General features: G+C 64.8%; 20 protein-coding genes. 14 read left to right on the top strand and 6 right to left on the bottom strand.

What is annotated here, in order from left to right; all coding sequences use genetic code 11:
* Nucleotides 1–11: 11 nt before the first annotated feature.
* Genes L6D89_RS12680 through L6D89_RS12665 form a run of 4 tightly spaced genes read left to right on the top strand, consistent with a single transcriptional unit; the run spans nucleotide 12 to nucleotide 3,398 of the window.
* On the top strand, nucleotides 12–1,070 hold the full coding sequence (locus L6D89_RS12680) for a baseplate J/gp47 family protein (RefSeq protein WP_236199916.1): 1,059 nt from the start codon (nucleotides 12–14) through the stop codon (nucleotides 1,068–1,070).
* Between the two features lie 5 nt (nucleotides 1,071–1,075).
* On the top strand, nucleotides 1,076–1,642 hold the full coding sequence (locus L6D89_RS12675) for a YmfQ family protein (protein ID WP_232850339.1): 567 nt from the start codon (nucleotides 1,076–1,078) through the stop codon (nucleotides 1,640–1,642).
* A complete protein-coding gene (locus tag L6D89_RS12670; protein ID WP_236199915.1) occupies nucleotides 1,642–2,853 on the top strand; it encodes a hypothetical protein in 1,212 nt (403 codons plus the stop codon). Before L6D89_RS12675 ends, L6D89_RS12670 begins: the two co-directional genes overlap by 1 nt.
* Before the next feature lie 8 nt (nucleotides 2,854–2,861).
* The gene (locus L6D89_RS12665; protein WP_003117262.1) at nucleotides 2,862–3,398 is read left to right on the top strand and encodes a tail fiber assembly protein; all 537 of its coding nucleotides are present in this window, start codon (nucleotides 2,862–2,864) and stop codon (nucleotides 3,396–3,398) included.
* 474 nt (nucleotides 3,399–3,872) lie between these two features.
* Here L6D89_RS12665 and phnX read toward each other — a convergent pair whose 3' ends face one another.
* Together phnX and L6D89_RS12655 are read right to left on the bottom strand one after the other, a co-directional pair.
* Nucleotides 3,873–4,700 (bottom strand): phosphonoacetaldehyde hydrolase, encoded by an 828-nt coding sequence (phnX, locus tag L6D89_RS12660; RefSeq protein WP_236199914.1) that lies wholly within the window; start codon nucleotides 4,698–4,700, stop codon nucleotides 3,873–3,875.
* A gap of 32 nt (nucleotides 4,701–4,732) precedes the next feature.
* Nucleotides 4,733–5,848, bottom strand: a complete 1,116-nt coding sequence (locus tag L6D89_RS12655; protein ID WP_236175404.1) for a 2-aminoethylphosphonate--pyruvate transaminase — start codon at nucleotides 5,846–5,848, stop codon at nucleotides 4,733–4,735.
* A 148-nt stretch (nucleotides 5,849–5,996) separates the two neighbouring features.
* Between L6D89_RS12655 and L6D89_RS12650 the strand changes: the two genes are divergently transcribed.
* On the top strand, nucleotides 5,997–6,857 hold the full coding sequence (locus tag L6D89_RS12650; RefSeq protein WP_236199913.1) for a LysR substrate-binding domain-containing protein: 861 nt from the start codon (nucleotides 5,997–5,999) through the stop codon (nucleotides 6,855–6,857).
* Between the two features lie 113 nt (nucleotides 6,858–6,970).
* Here the strand turns inward: L6D89_RS12650 and L6D89_RS12645 are convergent, their stop codons facing one another.
* Nucleotides 6,971–7,849, bottom strand: coding sequence for a LysR substrate-binding domain-containing protein (locus tag L6D89_RS12645; RefSeq protein ID WP_236199912.1), 879 nt, complete (start codon nucleotides 7,847–7,849; stop codon nucleotides 6,971–6,973).
* A gap of 325 nt (nucleotides 7,850–8,174) precedes the next feature.
* Between L6D89_RS12645 and L6D89_RS12640 the strand changes: the two genes are divergently transcribed.
* The 7 genes from L6D89_RS12640 (at nucleotide 8,175) to L6D89_RS12610 (ending at nucleotide 15,644) form a co-directional block, all read left to right on the top strand.
* The gene (locus L6D89_RS12640; protein WP_236199911.1) at nucleotides 8,175–9,533 is read left to right on the top strand and encodes an MFS transporter; all 1,359 of its coding nucleotides are present in this window, start codon (nucleotides 8,175–8,177) and stop codon (nucleotides 9,531–9,533) included.
* A 168-nt stretch (nucleotides 9,534–9,701) separates the two neighbouring features.
* A complete protein-coding gene (locus tag L6D89_RS12635; protein ID WP_236175400.1) occupies nucleotides 9,702–10,223 on the top strand; it encodes an RNA polymerase sigma factor in 522 nt (173 codons plus the stop codon).
* A gap of 107 nt (nucleotides 10,224–10,330) precedes the next feature.
* Nucleotides 10,331–11,254, top strand: a complete 924-nt coding sequence (locus tag L6D89_RS12630) for a FecR family protein (protein WP_236200008.1) — start codon at nucleotides 10,331–10,333, stop codon at nucleotides 11,252–11,254.
* A gap of 122 nt (nucleotides 11,255–11,376) precedes the next feature.
* Nucleotides 11,377–13,974: a TonB-dependent receptor gene (locus L6D89_RS12625; RefSeq protein ID WP_236199910.1), complete on the top strand. Its 2,598-nt coding sequence runs from the start codon at nucleotides 11,377–11,379 to the stop codon at nucleotides 13,972–13,974.
* Between the two features lie 213 nt (nucleotides 13,975–14,187).
* A complete protein-coding gene (locus L6D89_RS12620; RefSeq protein WP_236175398.1) occupies nucleotides 14,188–14,787 on the top strand; it encodes a biliverdin-producing heme oxygenase in 600 nt (199 codons plus the stop codon).
* 4 nt (nucleotides 14,788–14,791) lie between these two features.
* The gene (locus L6D89_RS12615) at nucleotides 14,792–15,217 is read left to right on the top strand and encodes a YbaN family protein (RefSeq protein WP_236200007.1); all 426 of its coding nucleotides are present in this window, start codon (nucleotides 14,792–14,794) and stop codon (nucleotides 15,215–15,217) included.
* A gap of 58 nt (nucleotides 15,218–15,275) precedes the next feature.
* Nucleotides 15,276–15,644, top strand: a complete 369-nt coding sequence (locus L6D89_RS12610) for a YajD family HNH nuclease (RefSeq protein WP_236199909.1) — start codon at nucleotides 15,276–15,278, stop codon at nucleotides 15,642–15,644.
* A 227-nt stretch (nucleotides 15,645–15,871) separates the two neighbouring features.
* Here L6D89_RS12610 and L6D89_RS12605 read toward each other — a convergent pair whose 3' ends face one another.
* The 3 genes from L6D89_RS12605 to L6D89_RS12595 all read right to left on the bottom strand — a co-directional run bounded on the left by L6D89_RS12605 (nucleotide 15,872) and on the right by L6D89_RS12595 (nucleotide 18,197).
* Nucleotides 15,872–16,867 (bottom strand): LLM class flavin-dependent oxidoreductase, encoded by a 996-nt coding sequence (locus L6D89_RS12605; RefSeq protein ID WP_236199908.1) that lies wholly within the window; start codon nucleotides 16,865–16,867, stop codon nucleotides 15,872–15,874.
* Nucleotides 16,868–17,211: 344 nt separating this feature from the next.
* Nucleotides 17,212–17,625 (bottom strand): arsenate reductase ArsC, encoded by a 414-nt coding sequence (locus tag L6D89_RS12600; protein ID WP_236199907.1) that lies wholly within the window; start codon nucleotides 17,623–17,625, stop codon nucleotides 17,212–17,214.
* Between the two features lie 80 nt (nucleotides 17,626–17,705).
* Nucleotides 17,706–18,197 (bottom strand): DUF1543 domain-containing protein, encoded by a 492-nt coding sequence (locus tag L6D89_RS12595; RefSeq protein WP_236199906.1) that lies wholly within the window; start codon nucleotides 18,195–18,197, stop codon nucleotides 17,706–17,708.
* A 164-nt stretch (nucleotides 18,198–18,361) separates the two neighbouring features.
* On the opposite strand from L6D89_RS12595, the gene L6D89_RS12590 reads away from it, so the two are divergent.
* Entirely contained in the window at nucleotides 18,362–19,042 is a 681-nt protein-coding gene (locus L6D89_RS12590) for a TetR/AcrR family transcriptional regulator (protein WP_236199905.1), read from the top strand.
* Nucleotides 19,043–19,118: 76 nt separating this feature from the next.
* On the top strand, nucleotides 19,119–19,415 hold the full coding sequence (locus L6D89_RS12585; protein WP_236175392.1) for a hypothetical protein: 297 nt from the start codon (nucleotides 19,119–19,121) through the stop codon (nucleotides 19,413–19,415).
* Nucleotide 19,416: the final 1 nt, after the last annotated feature.

The following is a 19,416-nucleotide window of genomic DNA, read 5'->3' as shown; positions in this document are numbered from 1 at the left end:
TGGCGTATTCAGTGGAAACCTACGACTCCATCCTGGCCGGCATCCTCCGCGATATCCGTAGCCTGCTGCCCGAGGCCGACATCGGCACGGACAGTGACCATTACGTCCGTTCCGCCGCAGTGGCTGCGGCTATTGAGGGCATTTATCAGCGGCTCGCGTGGCTCTACCGCCAAATCTTTCCGGATACAGCGGACGCAGCTGAACTGCTGCGGCATGCGGCAAACCGTGGACTGACGCAAAAGGCGGCAGTCTCCAGCACATCCACCATTGCCGTAAGCGGGGCGCCAGGCACCGAGCTTCCAGAAGGCTCCGCAATCCGGCACATAACGTCCGGCCAGCTGTTCCTGGTGCTCACCAGCGCCACCCTCGGTGTGGACGGGAGGGCGACCGCTCCTGTTGCTGCCCAGTCGGCCGGCGCAGCGCAGAACGGGCTCACTGGCAGTCTCAGCCTGGTCAGTCCACCGCTGGGAATGGACGCCACCGCATCCTTCACCGCCCCAACAGCAGGGGGCGAAGACCAAGAGTCTGTTCAATCGCTCTTGGCTCGCCTTCTGGAAATCATGCGGAAACCACCTGCAGGCGGTGCCAGCTACGACTACGAGCGCTGGGCAAAGGAAGTCGAGGGGGTCGCAGACGCTCTCATCCTCCCAGGCCGACGTGGTGGCGGCACTGTCGATGTCGTCATCACCGGCACCACTGGCATCCCCTCTGCAGAGGTAATTGCGGATTGCTTGTCGCACATCCAGGACGTGTGCTCGGTCATTGCCGACGTATGGGTATACGCGCCAACCATTCGCGTCGTTAATGCGTTGGTCCAGGTCGACCTGGCTTCTGGCTATACGTTGGCAGAGGTTCAGCAGGCCGCCAGCGATGCCTATGCATCCCTTCTAGGCACGCTCAAGCCAACCGATCAATTGAAACGCTCTCAGCTTGAGGCGATGGTCAGCAATCTGCCGGGGGTTGCAGATCGCGTACTGGTGACACCGGCATCGAATGTCGATGCGTCGACCGACCCCACCCAGGTGGGCTGGATTCGCCCCGGCGCTATTACAGTCGAGGCAATGCCGTGACCTCGTTGGCCGACCAACTGAGGCAGTTGCTGCCTCCTGTGTCTTACGACGGTTCCGCTCGCATCCTTTCCGCGATCATTGAGGCGGAAGCGGGGTCACTGACAGCCTCTGAGAGCAACTCCACGGGCGTCTATCGGGCCATGTTCCCTGATACCGGGGAGGCCCTCTCTGACTGGGAGCGGGTGCTTGGGCTTCCTGATCCTTGCCTGCTGGGGCACCCCCAAACCGTTGCGCAACGCATACAGGCAGTTCTTAGCAAGCTCCAGTCCAGGGGCGGGCAAAGTCGCTCTTTCTTCATCCAGTTGGCGAAGAGCCTGGGTTACGACGTAACCATCACAACCTTCCGGCCTGCCCGCGCGGGCATCGCTCGGGCTGGTGATCCTATCTACGGAGGGGACTGGAACTTTGCCTGGAGGGTGAATGCTCCCGCCGTCACGGTCACGCATGCCATTGCCGGAGGAACCGTTGCTGGTGAGCCCCTGGCGGCTTGGGGCAACCGCCAGCTCGAATGCCGACTCAATCAACTTAAGCCTGCCGAATCTATTTTGCTGTTCGGCTATGGAGCGCAGTAATGCAGAAGATCAGTGATAGTACTAACACGGCAAATGGGTCCGGCGAGTTCACTGAGGGGAATCCGTCTGGTGGTGTCGACGCCACGTTGATTACGGCCGCGTGGCTGAACGCGCTTCAGCGTGAGGTCATCAACGTCCTTGCTGCTGCAGGCTTATCGCCAGTCCCTGCCAGTGATGACCAGCTGCGCCAGGCGATTTCCGCGCTGGTCGCCAACATGGCCAATGGCAAGGTGAATAAGACCGGCGACACCGTGAGTGGGACGCTGACGCTTTACAACGGGACGACTGATGCACCGGACCTGCGTTGGAACAACACGATGTGGAATGCCTACATCGACCTGTTTCAAAACCAGTTGCGCCTGATCGCTGACCAGTCCGGCCCTGTTATTTATCCGCTTGTCTTCGATTTGGTAGCCAAGACCGCGAGCATGTTCGGCTATACCGTCTGGAACAGCGGCAACTTCGATCCCGCCACCAAAGCCGGCAAGGCCACCACATTGGGCGGGTACGGCATTACCGATGCCTACACCAAGACCGAGGTGACCAGCTCTCTGTCCAGCAAGGCTGACAAGACCACCACTCTGGGCGGGTATGGCATCACCGACGCCTACACCAAGGGCGAGGCCAACACGCTGTACAACGGCAAGCTGTCGCTCACTGGCGGCGCGCTTTCGGGCGACCTGACGCTGACTAACGGGACCGTCACTTCGCCCAAGATTCGCTTCAACAACACCAGCTGGAACGCTTACCTCGACCTGTTCGGCAGCCAGTTGCGGCTGTATGCAGATCAGAGCGGCTCCACCAGCTACCCCTTGGTCTGGGGCCTCGGCGACCAGACCATGTACGCCTGGGGCAACCTGGTATGGACCAACGCCAACCGGCCGAAGAACACCGCATCGCTGGGGGCCAACGGCTGGTGGAAAGACTCTGATACGGGTCGCCAAGAGGTTTGGGGCCAGGCCACGCTGACGGTGGCGAACGCTGTCGGCAGCGTCGCCGACCTGGCTATCTCCTTTCCGGCGTCCTTCCCCGTCGAGGTCCACAGCGTGTCGTTTGCGGCCGTAGCCGGCAACGCTACCGAGGTGGTCGAGAACATCATCGGTTTCTACAACCTCACCACCAGCGGAATGGTCATCTCCGCGAAGCGCGTCTCCGGCACCCAGACCGGCGCCGAAACCATCGTTGTGCATTACCGCGCCACCGGGCGCTGAGGATCACCATGCAGACCATCATGTTCCTGCACGCCACGTCCCTGGCGTTCTACTCCACCGCCACCCACGGTCCGCGCACCTTGCTGGTGCCCGACCCTGACTGGAAGCCGGAGCCCGACGCCGAGCCAGCCGAAGCGCCCCTGATCGAGGTGCAGAACCCTGACTGCCAGTTGCCGCCGGCCGCCGAGCTGATCGAGCTGAGCGCGAGCCAGTACGAGCAGTTGGTCAATGCGCCGAGCCTGGGCAAGGTACTAGCGGTGAAGAACGGCAAGCCGGTCCTGGTTGATCCGCCCGCCCCGTCAGCTGACCGACTCGCCGAAACTGAACGCACCTGGCGGGATTACGTCCTGGTCGAAACCGATCCGCTGATAGCACGCCACCGCGACGAGCTGGAACTCGACGCCACCAGCACCACGCTGAGCCCTACCCAGTACCGTGAGCTTTTGGTCTATCGAGAGGCCCTGCGCGAATGGCCAGAATCGTCGAGTTTCCCGAAGAGCGATGCTCGACCGGGTGAGCCTGTATGGCTCTCTCAGTATCTGTAAGGCTCTAGTGCCAAATCCGCCGAGAAAATAGACGGGAGCAGAGGTGAGGTCGCCATGCCAAATACCTCGCCAAGCGATGCCAAATCCGCCGCGCGCTTACAGACCGTGGCTTTGGTTTTGGCTTTGAAGACTTCCAGCGAAATGTCCGAGCATGCCGAATGCCCCGTTCAGGAGGCCTCGTTAGAGCGGAGTTTCAGGGGTTGAGCGACATGGATGTCGCGAGAGCTGCGATGGGCCAGGGACGGCCCTTCGCAGCGTGCCCCTGAAACTTCGTTGCAACGAGGGATTTTTTCGCCTAAGCGAAAAACCGGATGTCCGGGGCAAGCCTTCTTGGTTACTTCTTTGGCGTTTGAAAGAAGTGACTCGCCCGAGGGGGCGAAACCCAATACATCCGAACACGCAAATGCGGCGCAGAAACACCCAACTCCAAAAAAAGGCCCGCAACAAGCGGGCCTTCCTCGCTCAAACCAAGCGTCAGCTGCTTTGAGGCATCTCACCCCGCGCCAACCGCGCATTGATATCGGCGATCACCGCCGGCAGTTCGGCGATGGTGTCGATCAGGTAGTGCGGCCGCGAGCCCTCGAACATCTGGCCGATGCGGCGGCGTTCCTGCTCCAGCTTTTCCGCCGGCAGCGCCTTGTACTGCTCGTAGGTCAGGCCCAGGGCGTTGCCCGAGCAGGTCAGCGCCACGGTCCACATGCCGGCGCTGCGGCCTTCGAGGATGCCCGGCCAGGTGTCGTCGACCTTCACGCAGGCGGCGACATCGTTGATGCCCAGGGCGATCACGTTGGCCAGCGCCTGTGCCGGGTGCGGGCGGCCGTTGGGCACTTCGTCGGTGGCGACCACGTGGTCGGCGACGTAGCCGTTGGTCTTGGCCAGGGCGACGACCTTTTCCATCACCACCGCCGGGTAGCCGGAGCAGGAGCCGATCTTCAGCCCACCCTTGCGCAGGGTGGCAATGGCTTCCAGCGCGCCGGGGATCAACGCCGAATGCTCGGCGATCTTCTCGATCTGCAGCGGCATGAAGCGTTCGTAGATGGCGGTGACGTCATCGTCGCTCGGCACACGGCCGAACTTGGACTTGTAGCGCTCGGCGATGGCCGGGATGTCGCACAGGGTGCGGATGTGGTCCCACTTGCCCATGCCCATGGGGCCGCGGGCTTCTTCCAGGCTGACCTGGACGCCGAACTCGGCGAAGGCTTCGACGAAAATCTGGGTCGGCGCGAAGGAGCCGAAATCGACCACGGTGCCGGCCCAGTCGAGGACGACGGCTTGCAGTTGCTTGGGTTGTTCATAGTTCATGGTATTCAATCCTGTGGGAATTCGGGCGGGCGTCAGATTTCGAAGACTTCCATTTCCTTCAGCGTCTCGGCGATGGCCGCGACGGCGGCGCGCATGCCGCTGGCGTCGACCTGGCCTATGCAACCGACGCGGAAGGTTTCCACCTGGGTCAGCTTGCCCGGGTAGAGGATGAAGCCCTTCTCGCGCACCCGGTTGTAGAACTCGGTGAAGTTGTAGCGAGCGTCACTCGGGGCATGGAAGGTGACGATGATCGGCGCCTGGATTTCCGCAGGCAGGAAGCTGCGGAAACCGAGTTCGGCCATCTCCGCCAGCAGAGTCTGGCAATTGTTTGCGTAACGCTGATGACGGGCCGCGAGGCCGCCCTCCTCTTCGTACTGGCTCAGCGCTTCGTGCAGCGCGGCCACCACGTGGGTCGGCGGGGTGAAGCGCCACTGGCCGGTCTTGGCCATGTAGGCATGCTGGTCCTGCAGGTCCATGGACAGCGAGTGGCAGTTGCCGGCGCTGGCGTTCAGGGCAGTGCTGCGGGCGAAGACGAAGCCCATGCCCGGCACGCCTTCCAGGCACTTGCCGGAAGCGGCGATCAGCGCGTCGAAGGGAATCTGGCGGGCATCGATATCCAGCGCGCCGAAGGAGCTCATGGCATCGATGATCAGGCGCTTGCCGTGGGACTCGATGACCTTGGCGATGTCCTGCAGCGGGTTGAGGATACCGGTGCTGGTCTCGCAATGGATCAGCGCAACGTGGGTAACGCTGGGGTCTTCAGTGAGCAGGCGATCGACGTCGGCGGCGGTGGTCGGTACGTCTTCTTCGGTTTCGAAGGTGCTGAACTCACGGCCGATCACCTGGCAGATCTTCGCCAGGCGCTTGCCGTAGGCGCCGTTGATCAGCACCAGCACCTTGCCGTCACGCGGCACCAGGGTACCCACCGCGGCCTCGACGGAGAAGGTGCCGCTGCCCTGCAGGGGCACGCAGGTGTGGGTCTGCTCGCCGTGGATGATCGCCAGCAGGCGCTTGCACACATCGGCGGTCAGGTCGTTGAAGTCGCGGTCCCACGACCCCCAGTCGACCATCATGGCGCGACGGGTGCGGGGGGACGTGGTCAGCGGACCGGGAGTCAGCAGGATGGGGGCTCGCTCGGCAGTGCTCATGCTCGATTCCTCTTTCGTGGGAACGTCGTCAGGGCTGAATTCGGTTGGGCCGGGCGGGTTCGCTGCGGCCTGGGCATAACTTGCCGGCCGGGCAGATATCGTTCAAATTGTTTATCACGATGCACTGCATAAGCCGGACATATACCTGATGAATCTTTTCCAGCTCCGCGCCTTCGACGCCGTCGCCCGCGAACGCAGTTTCACCCGCGCCGCCGAGCGGCTGTTCATCAGCCAGCCGGCAGTGACCGGGCATGTGAAGGCGCTGGAGGAGCACTACCAGGTCAATCTGTTCCGCCGCACCGCGCGAGGCGTGGAGCTCACCGAGGAAGGCGTGCGCCTGTCGGCCATCAGCCGCACGCTGTTCGCCCTGGAGGAGGAAGCCGAGGCCATGCTCGACGCCAGCCGCGAACTGGTGACCGGGCGTATCGAAGTGGCCGCCGACGGCCCGCACCTGGTGATGCCGATGCTCGCCCGGCTGCGCGCGCGCTATCCCGGCATCACCGTCAACCTGCGCCTGGGCAACGCGCAGGAGACCCTCGCCGCGCTGATGGACGAACACGTCGATATCGCCGTGCTGACCGAGGTGGAGCCGCGTACCGGGCTGTTCCTGCGCGAGCTGGTGGAGTCGCGCATCTGCGCCCTGGTGCCGGCCAGCCATGCCTGGAGCGAACACACCGGCGAGCTGCCGCTGGGCGAGTTGGACCAGCAGATCATGGTGCTGCGCGAACCCGACTCCATCACCCGGCGAACCTTCGATGCGGCCTGTTCGGCGTCCTCGGTGGAGCCGCGCGTGCTGCTGGAACTGGACAGCCGCGAGGCAGTGACTGAAGCGGTAGCGGCGGAGCTGGGAATCGGCATCGTGTCGTCGCTGGAAGTCAGCCCGGACCCGCGAGTGAAGGCGATCCCGCTAAGCGGCGACGGGCTGTTGAACCGTCATGCCATTGGCTGCCTGGAACGGCGCCGGGGGTTGCGAGTGGTGAGTGCGTTTCTGGAGTTGGCGGAAGCCTGACCTCAGGTCCTGAGGGATGCGGTTCGCGAGCAAGCTCGCCCCTACAAGGGAAACTTCGGCGTATGCCCAATCTGTAGGAGCGAGCTTGCTCGCGAATCACCGACAGCCATGCCCTACTCCGCCGGCAGATCTTCCTTCACCAGATCGAGAAAGGTCGCCACGATCCTCCGGCTGCTCTGCTCACGCAGGCACACCAGGGTCTCGCTCATGCGCCAGTGGCAGTCGAGGATCGGCAGCGCAAGCACGCGCGCATCCGCCCCCAGTTCGGCGGCCGAAACCACGCCCACGCCAATGCCCACCGCCACCGCCTCCAGCGACGCCTCGCGGCCTTCCACCTCGATGGCCGGGCGGATGCGCAGGCCAGCCCGGGCCATTTCCGCTTCGAGCATCTGCCGGGTCACCGAACCTTGCTCACGCAGCACCAGCGGTGCGTTGTCGAGGTCGGCCAGTTCGATGGACTGGCGCCCGGCCCAGGGGTGGCTGCGGCCAACGAAGGCGACGATGGGATCACTGCGCAGGGTGAAGGTCAGCAGGCGTTCGTCCTGCACCTCGCGTCCCAGCAGCGCGAGATCGGCCTGATAGTCGAACAGGCGCTGCAGGGACTCGTCGGTGTTACCCGTCTCCAGCTTCACGCGGATGCCCGGATGGCGCTGGCAGAAGCGTGCGATCTGCGGCAGCACGTGCACCGGGGCGTCCACCGCCAGGGTCAGGCTGCCAGTCTGCAGCGCGCTGGATTCCTGCAGCAGCTCCTGTGCCTCGGCCTCGATCACGAACAGGCGCTGGGTCACGGCCAGCAGGCGCTCGCCCAGCTCGGTCAGGCGCACCGAGCGCTTGTTGCGGTGGAACAACAGCACGCCGTAACGCTCCTCCAGCTTGCGCACCTGGTCGGACACCGCCGGCTGGGTGAGGAACAGTCGCTCGGCGGCGCGGGTGAAGCTGCCGTGCACGGCGACGGCATGGAAGGCCTTGAGCTGAGCGTGGGAAACGGACATGGGCGAGCCTCTGGCAGATGGTTCTGACCACCTTCGCGCTATCGGACGGAAAGCGACTACAAGGTCATTCGCGCAAAACACTAGCGTCATGGCGCCTTGTCATACAAGCCCAGCTTATTTTTGAAATCTGATAAATCGATTTCAGTTATTTATTCGAAATTGTTTCCATCCCTCCACTGCCGCGGCACTCCCGCGGCGGTACAGAACAGCTGCAGCGCTTCTGACCCGCACCGCGAAGACGGTGCGACGTGCTCCCAGAACAACAACAAAAAACAGGCGTTACCCACTGACTGCCGGCACAGCACAACAACAAAGAGGTCAGATCATGCTCAACCCTCACGGCACCGCTTCGCCGCGTTCCTCCCTGGCACGCTGGAGATGGCAGATCTTCGCCATCACCTGGCTGGCCTACGCGGCCTTCTACTTCACCCGCAAGGCCTTCTCGGTGGCCAAGCTTGGCATCGCCGAAGACCCCAGCTTCCATCTCGACAAGATCGCGATGGCCAACCTCGACGCCATCTACCTCGCCGCCTATGCGGTGGGCCAGTTCACCTGGGGCGTCTTCGCCGACCGCTACGGCCCCCGCGTGGTGGTGTTCGGCGGCCTGCTCATCTCCGCCGCCGCCGCGCTGGTGATGGGCAGCTTCGCCACCCTGCCGATCTTCGCCACGTGCATGGTGGTGCAAGGCCTGGCGCAGTCCACCGGCTGGTCGGGGCTGTGCAAGAACATCGGCAGCTTCTTCGCGACCCATGAGCGCGGCCGCGTGCTCGGGCTGTGGAGTACCTGCTACGCCTTTGGTGGGCTGGTCGCCTCGCCCTTCGCCGGCTGGTGGGCCTATGAGGTGTTCGGCACCTGGCATGCGGCGTTCTACTCCACCGCCGCCGTGGTCGGTGCGGTCGCCATCCTGTTCCTGCTGCTGCAACGCAACCGCCCGCAAGATGTCGGCCTGCCGCCGGTGGAAGCCGATGTGCAGCAACCCGAAGCGGTGAACTACGCCGGCTTCAAGCACGAGGGCGAGAACGGCAAGTCGCTGCGCATCCTCGGCAAGGTGCTGCGCAACCGCACCGTGCTGACCCTGGGCCTTGCCTATTTCCTGCTCAAGCCGGCGCGCTACGCGATCCTGCTGTGGGGCCCGGTGATCGTCTACGAACGCATGCCCGGGCTGGGCAAGGTCGGCGCGGCGATCCTGCCGTCGGCCTTCGAAGTCGCCGGGCTGCTCGGGCCGATCCTGATCGGCTATGCCTCGGACCGCATCTTCGGCGCACGGCGCATGCCGGCCTGCGTGATCAGCCTGCTCGGTCTCACGGTGTGCCTGGCGCTGTTCGTCCCGGCCATGCAGACCGGCAGCAGCCTGCTGGTGCTGGGCCTGCTGTTCATGATGGGCCTGACCCTGTACGGACCGGATTCGATGATCAGCGGCGCGGCCGCCGTGGACTTCGGCACTGGTGAAGCGGCCGGCACCGCGGCGGGCTTCGTCAACGGTTGCGGTTCCATCGGCGCAATCCTCGGCGGCCTGCTGCCGGGTTACTTCGACACCTACAGCGTGTTCATCGGCTTCACGGTCACCGCGCTGATCGCCGCCGGCATCCTCATTCCGCACTGGAACAGCCGCCCGGAAACATCCGGCCAGGCGACACCCGCAAGCGGCGAACCGCGCCTGAACGCACGCCCCGTACGCTCCTGAGTCCCGCTTCCCCCTCACCAGCCGGCTGAGGGAATGGGCGAGGCGCCCCGCGCCTCGCCCTTTTTTCGTTTGCCTGCACGCCTGCGGAACCAAGGATGGGCTTGTGCCATTCGCTCCCGCTGAATAACATTGATTATCATTTGAAAATTATTCCTGCTGGACGCCCTTGTGAGCACTTCCAACCTCGACGCGGTCTTCCTGGCCCAGCGCCTGCCTTTGCTGCGCACGCTCGTACGGATGGTGAAGAACCCGAGCATCGCCGAAGACCTGGTGCAGGAAACCTACCTGCGCGTCGCCCGCACCCTGCTCGAACGCCGCATCGATCACCTGGAACCCTTCCTCTTCCAGACCGGCCGCAACCTCGCCCTGGACCACCTGCGTCACTTGCGCATGCAGTCGCGGACCATGCTCGAGGATGTGCCTTTCGACGTGGTGCAGGCCGTACCGGCGCCGGGCTCCAGCGCCGAGGACCAGTTGCACGCGGAGAAGCTGCTGGAACGCCTGGGCGCAACCCTCGCGCAGCTCAGCGAGCGCCAGCAGCGCATTTTCATCCTCAGTCGCCTGCACGGCTGCGGCTACGCGGAGATCGCCGAGCAGCTCGGCGTCTCGCCCAGCACGGTGCAGAAGGAACTGAAACTGATCATGGCGATCTGCATCGGACTGGTCAGCCGTCTCGAGGAAACGGTATGACGGACTACCGTTCGCCGGCCGATTCGACAACAATGCGCGGCTCACCGCCCCAGGACAGCCCCGAGGATCGCCCCTTGCCCAACTCCGCGCCGCCCGACGATCAGCAGATGGCCGAAGCCCTCGACTGGCTGATCCTCGAGGACGACATGGACGCCGCTACCCGCGCGCGCTTCGATGCCTGGCTGGCCGCCAGCGCAGGCAACGCGCAGGCCTACCAGCGCGTGCGCGATGCCTGGCAGTCGCCGTTGCTGCCGGTCGCCGCGGCGCGCCTGGAGCACAAGCTGATGCAGGCAAAGGTCCGTCCGCTGCCTCGCCAGCGCCGCTTCTGGAAACCTGTCGCCACGGCAGCCGCGCTGGTTCTGGCGATCGGCGTGGTGGTCCAGGGCGACCTGCTCACGCGCCTGCGCGCAGACCACCTCACCGCCGTCGGCGAACGCCAGAAAGTCCAGTTGGCCGATGGTTCCAACGTGTTGCTGAACACCGACACCGCGCTCTCCAGCCGAGTCGATGACCAGCAGCGTGTCGCCCGTCTGTACCGCGGCGAAGCCTTCTTCGACGTTGCCCACGACCGCAGCCGCCCCTTCGAGGTGGAAGCCGGGCCGGTACAGGTCACGGTGCGCGGCACGGCGTTCGCCGTGCGTTACCTGGGCAACGAGGCGGAAGTCAGCGTGCAGCGCGGCGAAGTGGACCTGCGCACCCGCCTGGACGACGCCCGCGTCAGCCTCGGCGCCGGCGACAGCATTCGCGTCGGCCCGCAGGGCTTCGGTGAGCGCCAGCACGGCGCCGAGGCCGAATCCCAGCTGGCCTGGGTGAAGGGCCGCATGGTGTTCGAGAACTGCCCGCTCAGCCAGGTGCTGGCCGAATTGCGCCGTTACTATCCGGGCTGGATCGTGAATACCAACGAGCGCCTGGAGAATGTCAGCGTCACCGGCAACTGGCGCCTGGACGACCCCCTGGGCGTGGCCCGTTCGCTGGCGCAGATCACCTCCGCCGAACTGCACGAATACCCGAAACTGCTGATCCTCAACTGATCACCGCTCCTGAACGGAAAGTATTTTTACGCGATTCGAAAGGCTCGTTCGTTTAGTCAGAAGCCAATGCAATAGATTCGCATTTACGAATGCGAACAAAGACTGACTAAGAGAGCCCTTCGATGACCATTGCTTCTTCGCGTGCCCCTCTGCGCCGGCTGTCCGCGCCGGCCAGCATCTCGCTGCTTGCCCTGTCCATCGGCCTCGCCAACCTGCCGGCCACCTCCGCCCTCGCCGCCGAAGCCAGCCAGACCCAGGCTGGCTACAGCTTCGACATCGGCCGCCAACCGTTGCCCCAGGCACTCAACGCATTCAGCGCGGTGACCGGCTGGCAGGTAGGCGTGGCCGGCGACCTGGCGGATGGCGTGGAGTCCCCGGGCGTCAGCGGCCGCCTGCCGGCGGAGCGCGCGCTGAAGACCCTGCTCGGCGGCACCGGCCTCACCGTGCGCCAGCTCGGCCCGCGCAATGTGATCCTCGAACGCAACCTGTCCTCGGTGTCCGAGATGCAACCGCTGACCGTCACCGCCACCCGCCAGGCGCAGAGCGTCACCTCGGTACCGTCCACGGTGAACGTGGTGGGCCGCGACGAGCTGGACCGCAAGAACGTCAACACCATCAAGGAGCTGGTGCGCGACATGCCCGGCGTCTCTGTCGGCGGCACCGGCAACCGTGCCGGCATCACCGGCTACAACATCCGCGGCATCGACGGCGACCGCGTGCTGACGCAGATCGATGGCGTCGAGATTCCCAACAGCTTCTTCAACGGCCCCTACGCGCAGACCGAACGCAACTACGTCGACCCGGAAATCGTCAAGCGCGTCGAAGTGCTGCGCGGTCCGGCCTCGGCCCTGTACGGCAGCAACGCCATCGGCGGCGCGGTGAGCTACTTCACCCTCGACCCGGACGACATCATCAAGGATGGCCAGGACGTCGGCGCGCGCCTGAAGACCGGCTACAGCTCCGCCGATGACAGCTGGCTGACCTCCGCCACCGTCGCCGGCCGCCTCGACACCTTCGACGGCCTGCTGCACCTGAGCCAGCGCAACGGCCACGAGACCGAGTCCTACGGCAGCACCGGCGGCACCGGCCTGTCGCGCACCGAGGCCAACCCGGAAGACGTGCGCACCACCAACGTGCTGGCCAAGCTGGGCTGGAACTACGCCGAAGGCAGCCGCTTCGGCCTGGTCTACGAGAAGTACAAGGACGACGTCGACACCGACCAGAAGAGCGCCTATGGCGGCCCCTACAACAATGGCGGCCCGGCGCTGCCGCCCAGCGTGCTGCCCGGCGGCATGTACCAGTGGCGTACCGGCAACGACACCATCACCCGCGAGCGCTACGGCCTGGAACACCAGATGCTGCTGGACAGCGCGGTAGCCGATCACCTGAAGTGGACCTTCAACTACCAGGTGGCGAAGACCGACCAGAGCACCGATGAGTTCTACTACCCGATGACCCGCAAGGTGCTGCGGACCCGCGATACCCTGTACAAGGAACGCCAGTGGGTGTTCGACCTGCAGATGGACAAGGCCTTCGCCCTGGGCGACACCGACCACCTGCTGACCTACGGCACCACCCTCAAGCGCCAGAAGGTCACCGGCTACCGCGAAGGCACCGGCACCTGCCTCGCCGTCGGCCGCGGCTGCACCGCCATCGGTGCGCCCAGCGCCACCGATACCCTGGCCCGCAGCAGCGACTTTCCCGACCCGACCATCGACACCTATGCGCTCTTTGCCCAGGACGAGATCCGCTGGAACGACTGGACCTTCCTGCCCGGCCTGCGCTATGACCACACCCGCCTGAAGCCCCACGTCACCGACGAGTTCCTCAAGACCGTCGACCAGAGCGGCGAAGGCGACGTCAGCAGCGAAGACAAGAGCTGGCACCAGCTCTCGCCCAAGCTCGGCGTGACCTACGCGTTCAACGACAACTACCTGTGGTACGGGCAATACGCCCAGGGCTTCCGCACCCCGACCGCGAAGGCGCTCTACGGCCGCTTCGACAACCCCGGCGCGGGCTACCGTGTGGAGCCGAACCCGGACCTGGACCCCGAACGCAGCCAGAGCTACGAGACCGGTCTGCGCGGCAACTTCGAGGAAGGCTCGTTCGACGTGGCGGTCTTCTATAACAAGTACCGCGACTTCATCAACGAAGATGCCATCACCCCCGGCTACGACGAGCCGACCTTCACCAGCAACAACATCAAGCACGCCATCATCAAGGGCGTGGAGCTGAAAGGCCGCCTGGAACTGGGCGCCTTCGGTGCGCCGCAGGGCCTCTACACCAAGGGCTCGGTGGCTTACGCCTACGGCCGCAACAAGGACACCGGCGAACCGATCAACAGTGTCAACCCGCTCACCGGCGTGTTCGGCCTGAGCTACGACGAACAGGCCGGCCGCTATGGCGCCCTGCTCGACTGGACGCTGGTCAAGCGCAAGAACCGCGTGGACGACACCCAGTTCAACGCCCCCGACGGCACCAGCAGCCAGTTCAAGACCCCGGGCTTCGGCATCCTCGACCTGACCGGTTACTACAAGCTGACCGACGACCTGACGCTGAACGCCGGCCTGTACAACCTCACCGACAAGAAGTACTGGCTGTGGGATGACGTGCGCGGCTACGACGGCGTCGGCGAAGCAGCGGTACTGGCTCCGGCCAACCTCGACCGCCTGACTCAGCCGGGGCGTAACTTCGCGATCAACCTGGTGTGGGATATCTGATGCACAGATTGGCACGGGATTCCTGGTGAACCTCGTGCCAGCTCTGTTCGCGAGCAAGCTCGCTCCTGCAAGCAACACCAGGCCCTGTAGGAGCGAGCTTGCTCGCGAACCAGCCTCGCTCCGGCATCCCCCATTGAACACCCGACAATCTTTACGCTTTCCCCGAACTCGTTCGTCTCGTCTGTAAAGACCTGTAATTTCAAGGAATTGGACATGACCACCCTGGAACTCCCCGCCCTGCGCTCGCAGCGCCTGAATGCGCTGACCCACGCCCCCCACGAGCGTCTCGACCACGCCGTGAAGGCCCGCGAGCCCTTCTCCAGCCGCGAACGCTTTGCCCGCTTCGTGGTCGCCCAGTACCTGTTCCAGTCCGAGCTTCAAGCCCTGTACCAGGATGCTGAACTGGGCAAGATCTTCCCCGACCTGCCGCAGCGCTGCCGCGCGGAACAGGCCCGCCTGGACCTGGCCGACCTGGACACCGAAGTCCCCGCTCCGGTTGCCGGCGCCGTCGACAAGCCGAGTCTGGCCCACGCTCTGGGCTGGCTGTTCGTCTCCGAAGGTTCCAAGCTGGGCGCTGCGTTTCTGATCAAGCGCGTCGCCGCCATGGGTCTGGACGAAAACACCGGCGCGCGCCACCTGGGCGAACCCGAGGGTGGTCGCGCCGAAGGCTGGAAACGCTTCACCCGCACCCTCGACGCCCTGGAGCTCAGCGAAGCCGAAGAGCGTGAAGCCGAAGCCGGTGCCATCGCCGCCTTCGAACGCTTCGCCCATCTGCTGCAGCACAGCTACGACAGTGCACCCGCCGCCGTCTGAGGCCATCGAGCGCGCGCCCGTCGCCGGAGCGCGCGCCACGCCGTTCGGCCCGGCACGCTCGCGCCTGGCGCGGCTCGCCTTCGCGTTGCTCGCCTACACCAGCCTCGGCGTCGGCATGGTGGGGCTGGTGGTGCCGGGGCTACCGACCACCGAGTTCGTGCTGTTGGCTGCGTGGGCTGCCTCGAAGAGTTCGCCGCGGTTGTCCGCCTGGCTGGAGAACCACCGGCTGTTCGGCCCGATCCTGCACAACTGGCGCAATGGCCGCGCCGTTGCCCGCCGCGCCAAGATCAGTGCCAGCCTGGCGATGCTCGCCGCCCTGGCGATCATGCTGATCACCCTGCCCCACGGCATCTGGCTGTACGCCGTGATCCTCGGTATGGCGGTTGGCAATCTGTGGATCTGGTCGCGCCCGGATACGCCCCGGCCGTAGCCAGCGCGCGGGCACGGACCTATGCTGGAGGTCCGTTTCCTTCCTGCCTCAACGAGCCATGAACCAGCCCACCAGTAAAGTCGACGCCGTCCTCGCCGAAGCCCAACGCCGCCGCGAAACCAGCTACCGCGAAAAGGCCCTGAAGATGTACCCCTGGATCTGCGGTCGCTGCGGCCGCGAGTTCAGCGGCGTGCGCCTGCGCGAACTGACCGTCCACCACCGCGACCACAACCACGACAACAATCCCGAAGACGGCTCCAACTGGGAGCTGCTGTGCCTCTATTGCCACGACAACGAGCACCAGCGGCAGGTGGACCTGCATTACCAGAACGGCAACGACGCCGGGAACAAGGGGCCGAAGGTCACCCACAAGGGACTGGCCGGGCTGGCCGACCTGCTGAAGAAGCAGGACGACGGGCAGGCCTGAAGCCCACGCCGCCGCTGTAGGAGCGGACTCTGTCCGCGATGTCTTTCCCCGCTCCCTGGTCGATTGGAACGATGGTGACGCGATCGCGGACGAAGTCCGCTCCTACCCCACCGGCCACAATCTGGCATGCACCTGTAGGAGCGAGCTTGCTCGCGAACCGGCCCCCGCTGAGAGGGTTGTTCGCGAGCAAGCTCGCTCCTACAGAACCTATCCGCTCGAGGGAGCGATCAGCGCAGGCCGGCGACGATCTCCAGCGAACGCAGGCGCAGCTCGTGGTCGTAGATATCGCTGGTGAAGATGATCTCGTCCACACCAGTCTGCTCCAGCAGGATTTCCAGGCGGCTGCGCACCTTCTCCGGGCCACCGATCACCGCCAGGCCGAAGAAGTTGCCCACCGCCTCCTGCTCATGGGGCAGCCACAGGCCGGCCATGCTCTTGACCGGCGGTTTCTGCTTCAGGCTGTCGCCACGGATCAGCGACAGCACGCGCTGGAACGCGGTGGTCGCCAGGTATTCGGCTTCCTCGTCGGTCGGGGCCGCCACCAGCGGTACGCCGATCATGGCGTACGGCTTGTCGAGCACTGCCGAGGGCTGGAAGTTCTCGCGGTAGATGCGCAGCGCGTCGTGCAGATAGCGCGGTGCGAAGTGCGAGGCGAAGGCGTAGGGCAAGCCCTTTTGCGCCGCCAGATGTGCGCTGAACAGGCTGGAGCCGAGCAGCCAGATCGGCACGTTGGTGCCCTCCCCCGGAATGGCCAGCAGCGATTGCTGCGAACGGCGCGGGCCGAGGAGCATTTCCAGCTCGGCAACCTGCTCGGGGAAGTCCGCGCCGTCGCCTAGGCGGTCACGGCGCAGCGCACGCATGGTCGCCTGATCGGCACCGGGCGCCCGGCCAAGGCCGAGGTCGATACGACCCGGATACAGCGTTTCCAGAGTGCCAAAGTTTTCCGCCACCACCAGCGGCGGATGGTTGGGCAGCATCACCCCGCCGGAGCCGACGCGAATGCGCTCGGTCTTGCCGGCAATATGGCCGATCAACACGGCGGTGGCCGAGCTGGCGATACCGTCCATGTTGTGGTGCTCCGCCAGCCAGTAGCGGGAAAAGCCCAGGCGCTCGACGTGCCGGGCAACCTCGACGGCGTTGTTCAACGCCTCGGCAGCGGTGCCCTGGTCACGTACGGGCACCAGGTCGAGCATGGAGAAAGCAACATCTGACAGGGACTTCATAAGCACTCCGATTCGGGTCGCGCAGGCGCCAAGGATGCAACGCCGCGGACATGACTTTGACGGTGACTCTATCGACGCACTCCCCGCCTGACCACTTGTCGGGATCGATAGTGCTCATGCCGCCGAGTGATACAGGACCGAAAGCACACTGCCATCACCTGTTCACCGGACAGTCACCACCCTGTCACGCAATTCCAACAGAATGCCCTGGCGCTGAAGGACCAGCGCCCCATCTACACGGACATCCGCCGCCAATCCTCCCCAGGCAACGGCGAATCCTGTGGCCTACGAAGCAGAAAGCCCGCATCCGTGCGGGCTTTCTGCTTTTTGCATCGCCAGAAACGTCAGTCGCGGTTCTTCACCATTTCGAAGAGTTTCAGGCGATCGCTGATTTCCTGCAGGGTGTGGCGGAACGGGTCGTGCTGCTCGCTGTGGGCCGGGTCGACGAAGTTCCACACGAGCACCTGGCTGGAAGCCGGCAGCTCGTCGCCCTCGTCGCTGGACTTGTCGCACAGGTCGATCAGGTAATCGAAATGCTGGCCGCGGAATTCGTCGATGGACTTGCTGCGCAGGCCTTCGCTGGAAATCCCGGCGTGCTCCAGCACTTCACGGGCGCGCGGGTCGATGGCGGTCGGGTGGACACCCGCGCTGAAGGCTTCGAAGTGTTCGCCGTCGGTGTGCCGCAGCAGTGCTTCTGCCATCGGCGAGCGGGCGTCGTTGGCGACGCAGACGAACAGGACTCGGCGTTTCTCGGTCATTGCTACCTCGGCACGGGGGTCGGCTGTGCGCCCCTTATACGTCAGGTTTTATGACAGGGCCGTGTCAGTACCATGAAGGCTCACAACACGATGTAGTCGCTGCGCTGCACGATGCCGCGGCTCTCGCCCTCCACCAGGTGCACATAGCGCCCGCCAACCTGGTCGACGGCAATGCAGTCGTCGACGTCGATCACCGCGTCGGTGTGCGCCTTGTCCCAGCTGCGCGGCATGCGGCGCTTGGCGCGTGCCTTGGCGTCGGCGGCATCGCGAGCGGCCACCAGTACGTACTGATGCGCCTCACCGAAGCTGCCCAGCTCGTAGCCCCCCAGGTTGACGAAGAACAGCCGCTGCTCGCCCGGTGCCGGCAGCGCATCACTGAATTCGACGCGATAAGCCTCCACGCCATCCACCTCCAGCCAGGAGTCGATGTGCAGGCCGTCCGGGCTGCCAAACCAGGCTTCGCGCAATTGCGCATAGGTGGATTTCAGGTTGTCGCCGATGACGAAGGCCACATCGTGAACCTCGATCCGCGCGCGCGGATGGCGTCCGCCCAGCATGACTACGAACAGCATCTCAGACCCTTCCTAGGTTTCAGACTGGCTCTGACAGATTCGTCACACATCGGGTTCAATCTAATGGCGGATAAATGGCCATCCGCCAGTGAGACCGGCGGCTGGGCAGCGCTATATAGAAAGTTATATTCTGATACCTCGTTTCCCTGCCCCGATGCTTTCCCATGCCCCAGACCGCGCCCACCTCGACGCGCCGCCGCCAGCGCCCCGCCCTCAGCATCCGTGACCGCAATCGCCAGCGCATCCTGCTGGCGGCCGGCGAAGAGTTCGCCGAGAAGGGCTTCGCCGCCGCCAAGACCCAGGACATCGCCAGCCGCGCCGACCTGCCCAAGTCCAACGTCTACTACTACTTCCAGAGCAAGGAGAACCTCTACCTGCGCCTGCTGGAGAATGTCGTGGACGCCGTAATGGAGGCTTCGGCCCTGTTGCGCGAATGCGACGATCCGGCCTGGGCGCTGCCCGCGCACATCCGCGCGCGCCTGCATATCGCCCGGCAGTGGCCGTATGCCTACAAGGTGTTCGCCAGCGAAATGCTGCATGGCGCATCGCGCCTGCCACCGGACTGGCTGCAGCGCCTGCAGGCCGAATCGCGGCGCAGCCTGGAGTGCATCGCCGCCTGGATCGACCGTGGTCTGCTCGCCCCGGTGGACCCGCAGCACCTGCTGCTGAGCATCTCCGCCGCCACCCGCACCTACGTCGATTTCGACTGGCAGATCGCGATGATCACCGGCAAGGCACAGCCGGATGCCGCTGATTTCGAAGCCGCTGCCGCGACCATCACCCGCCTCGTCCTGCGCGGCACCGAACCGGAGCCAGCCACGCGCCTGCGCCCCTTGCCGCTCTAGCGCGCCACGACGTCTGCACTAAGCTGTGATTGTCCGCGCGGCCTTGCGCCGTGTCCGCACCTCTTCGGGAGACGCCATGAAACCGCTACTGATCGCTCCGTTGTTGCTGATCGCCGTGCAGCCCGCTGTTGCCGCCATCCCCATGCTCAACTACGACTGCCCGAACGACATCCAGGTCCACACCGACGAGGGCGGGCCGGTGTACATCAACGGCAAGGAAGCCAAGGTCAAGCAGAAGAACGACAAGTACCTCGAGGCCAAGGGAGAAGGCGTGACCATCTCCATCAGCCTGAATGACGACGGCAGCGCCACGGTGTCCTACACCGGGCCAAAGGGCGCCAACGGTATCTGCCAACCCGCCGAGGGAGACTGAT

The sequence above is a fragment of the Pseudomonas pseudonitroreducens genome (assembly GCF_021603645.1).
Taxonomy (GTDB): Bacteria; Pseudomonadota; Gammaproteobacteria; order Pseudomonadales; family Pseudomonadaceae; genus Pseudomonas; species Pseudomonas pseudonitroreducens.
Note: the sequence above shows the minus strand (reverse complement) of the source record. Positions and strands in the feature narration are given on the sequence as shown.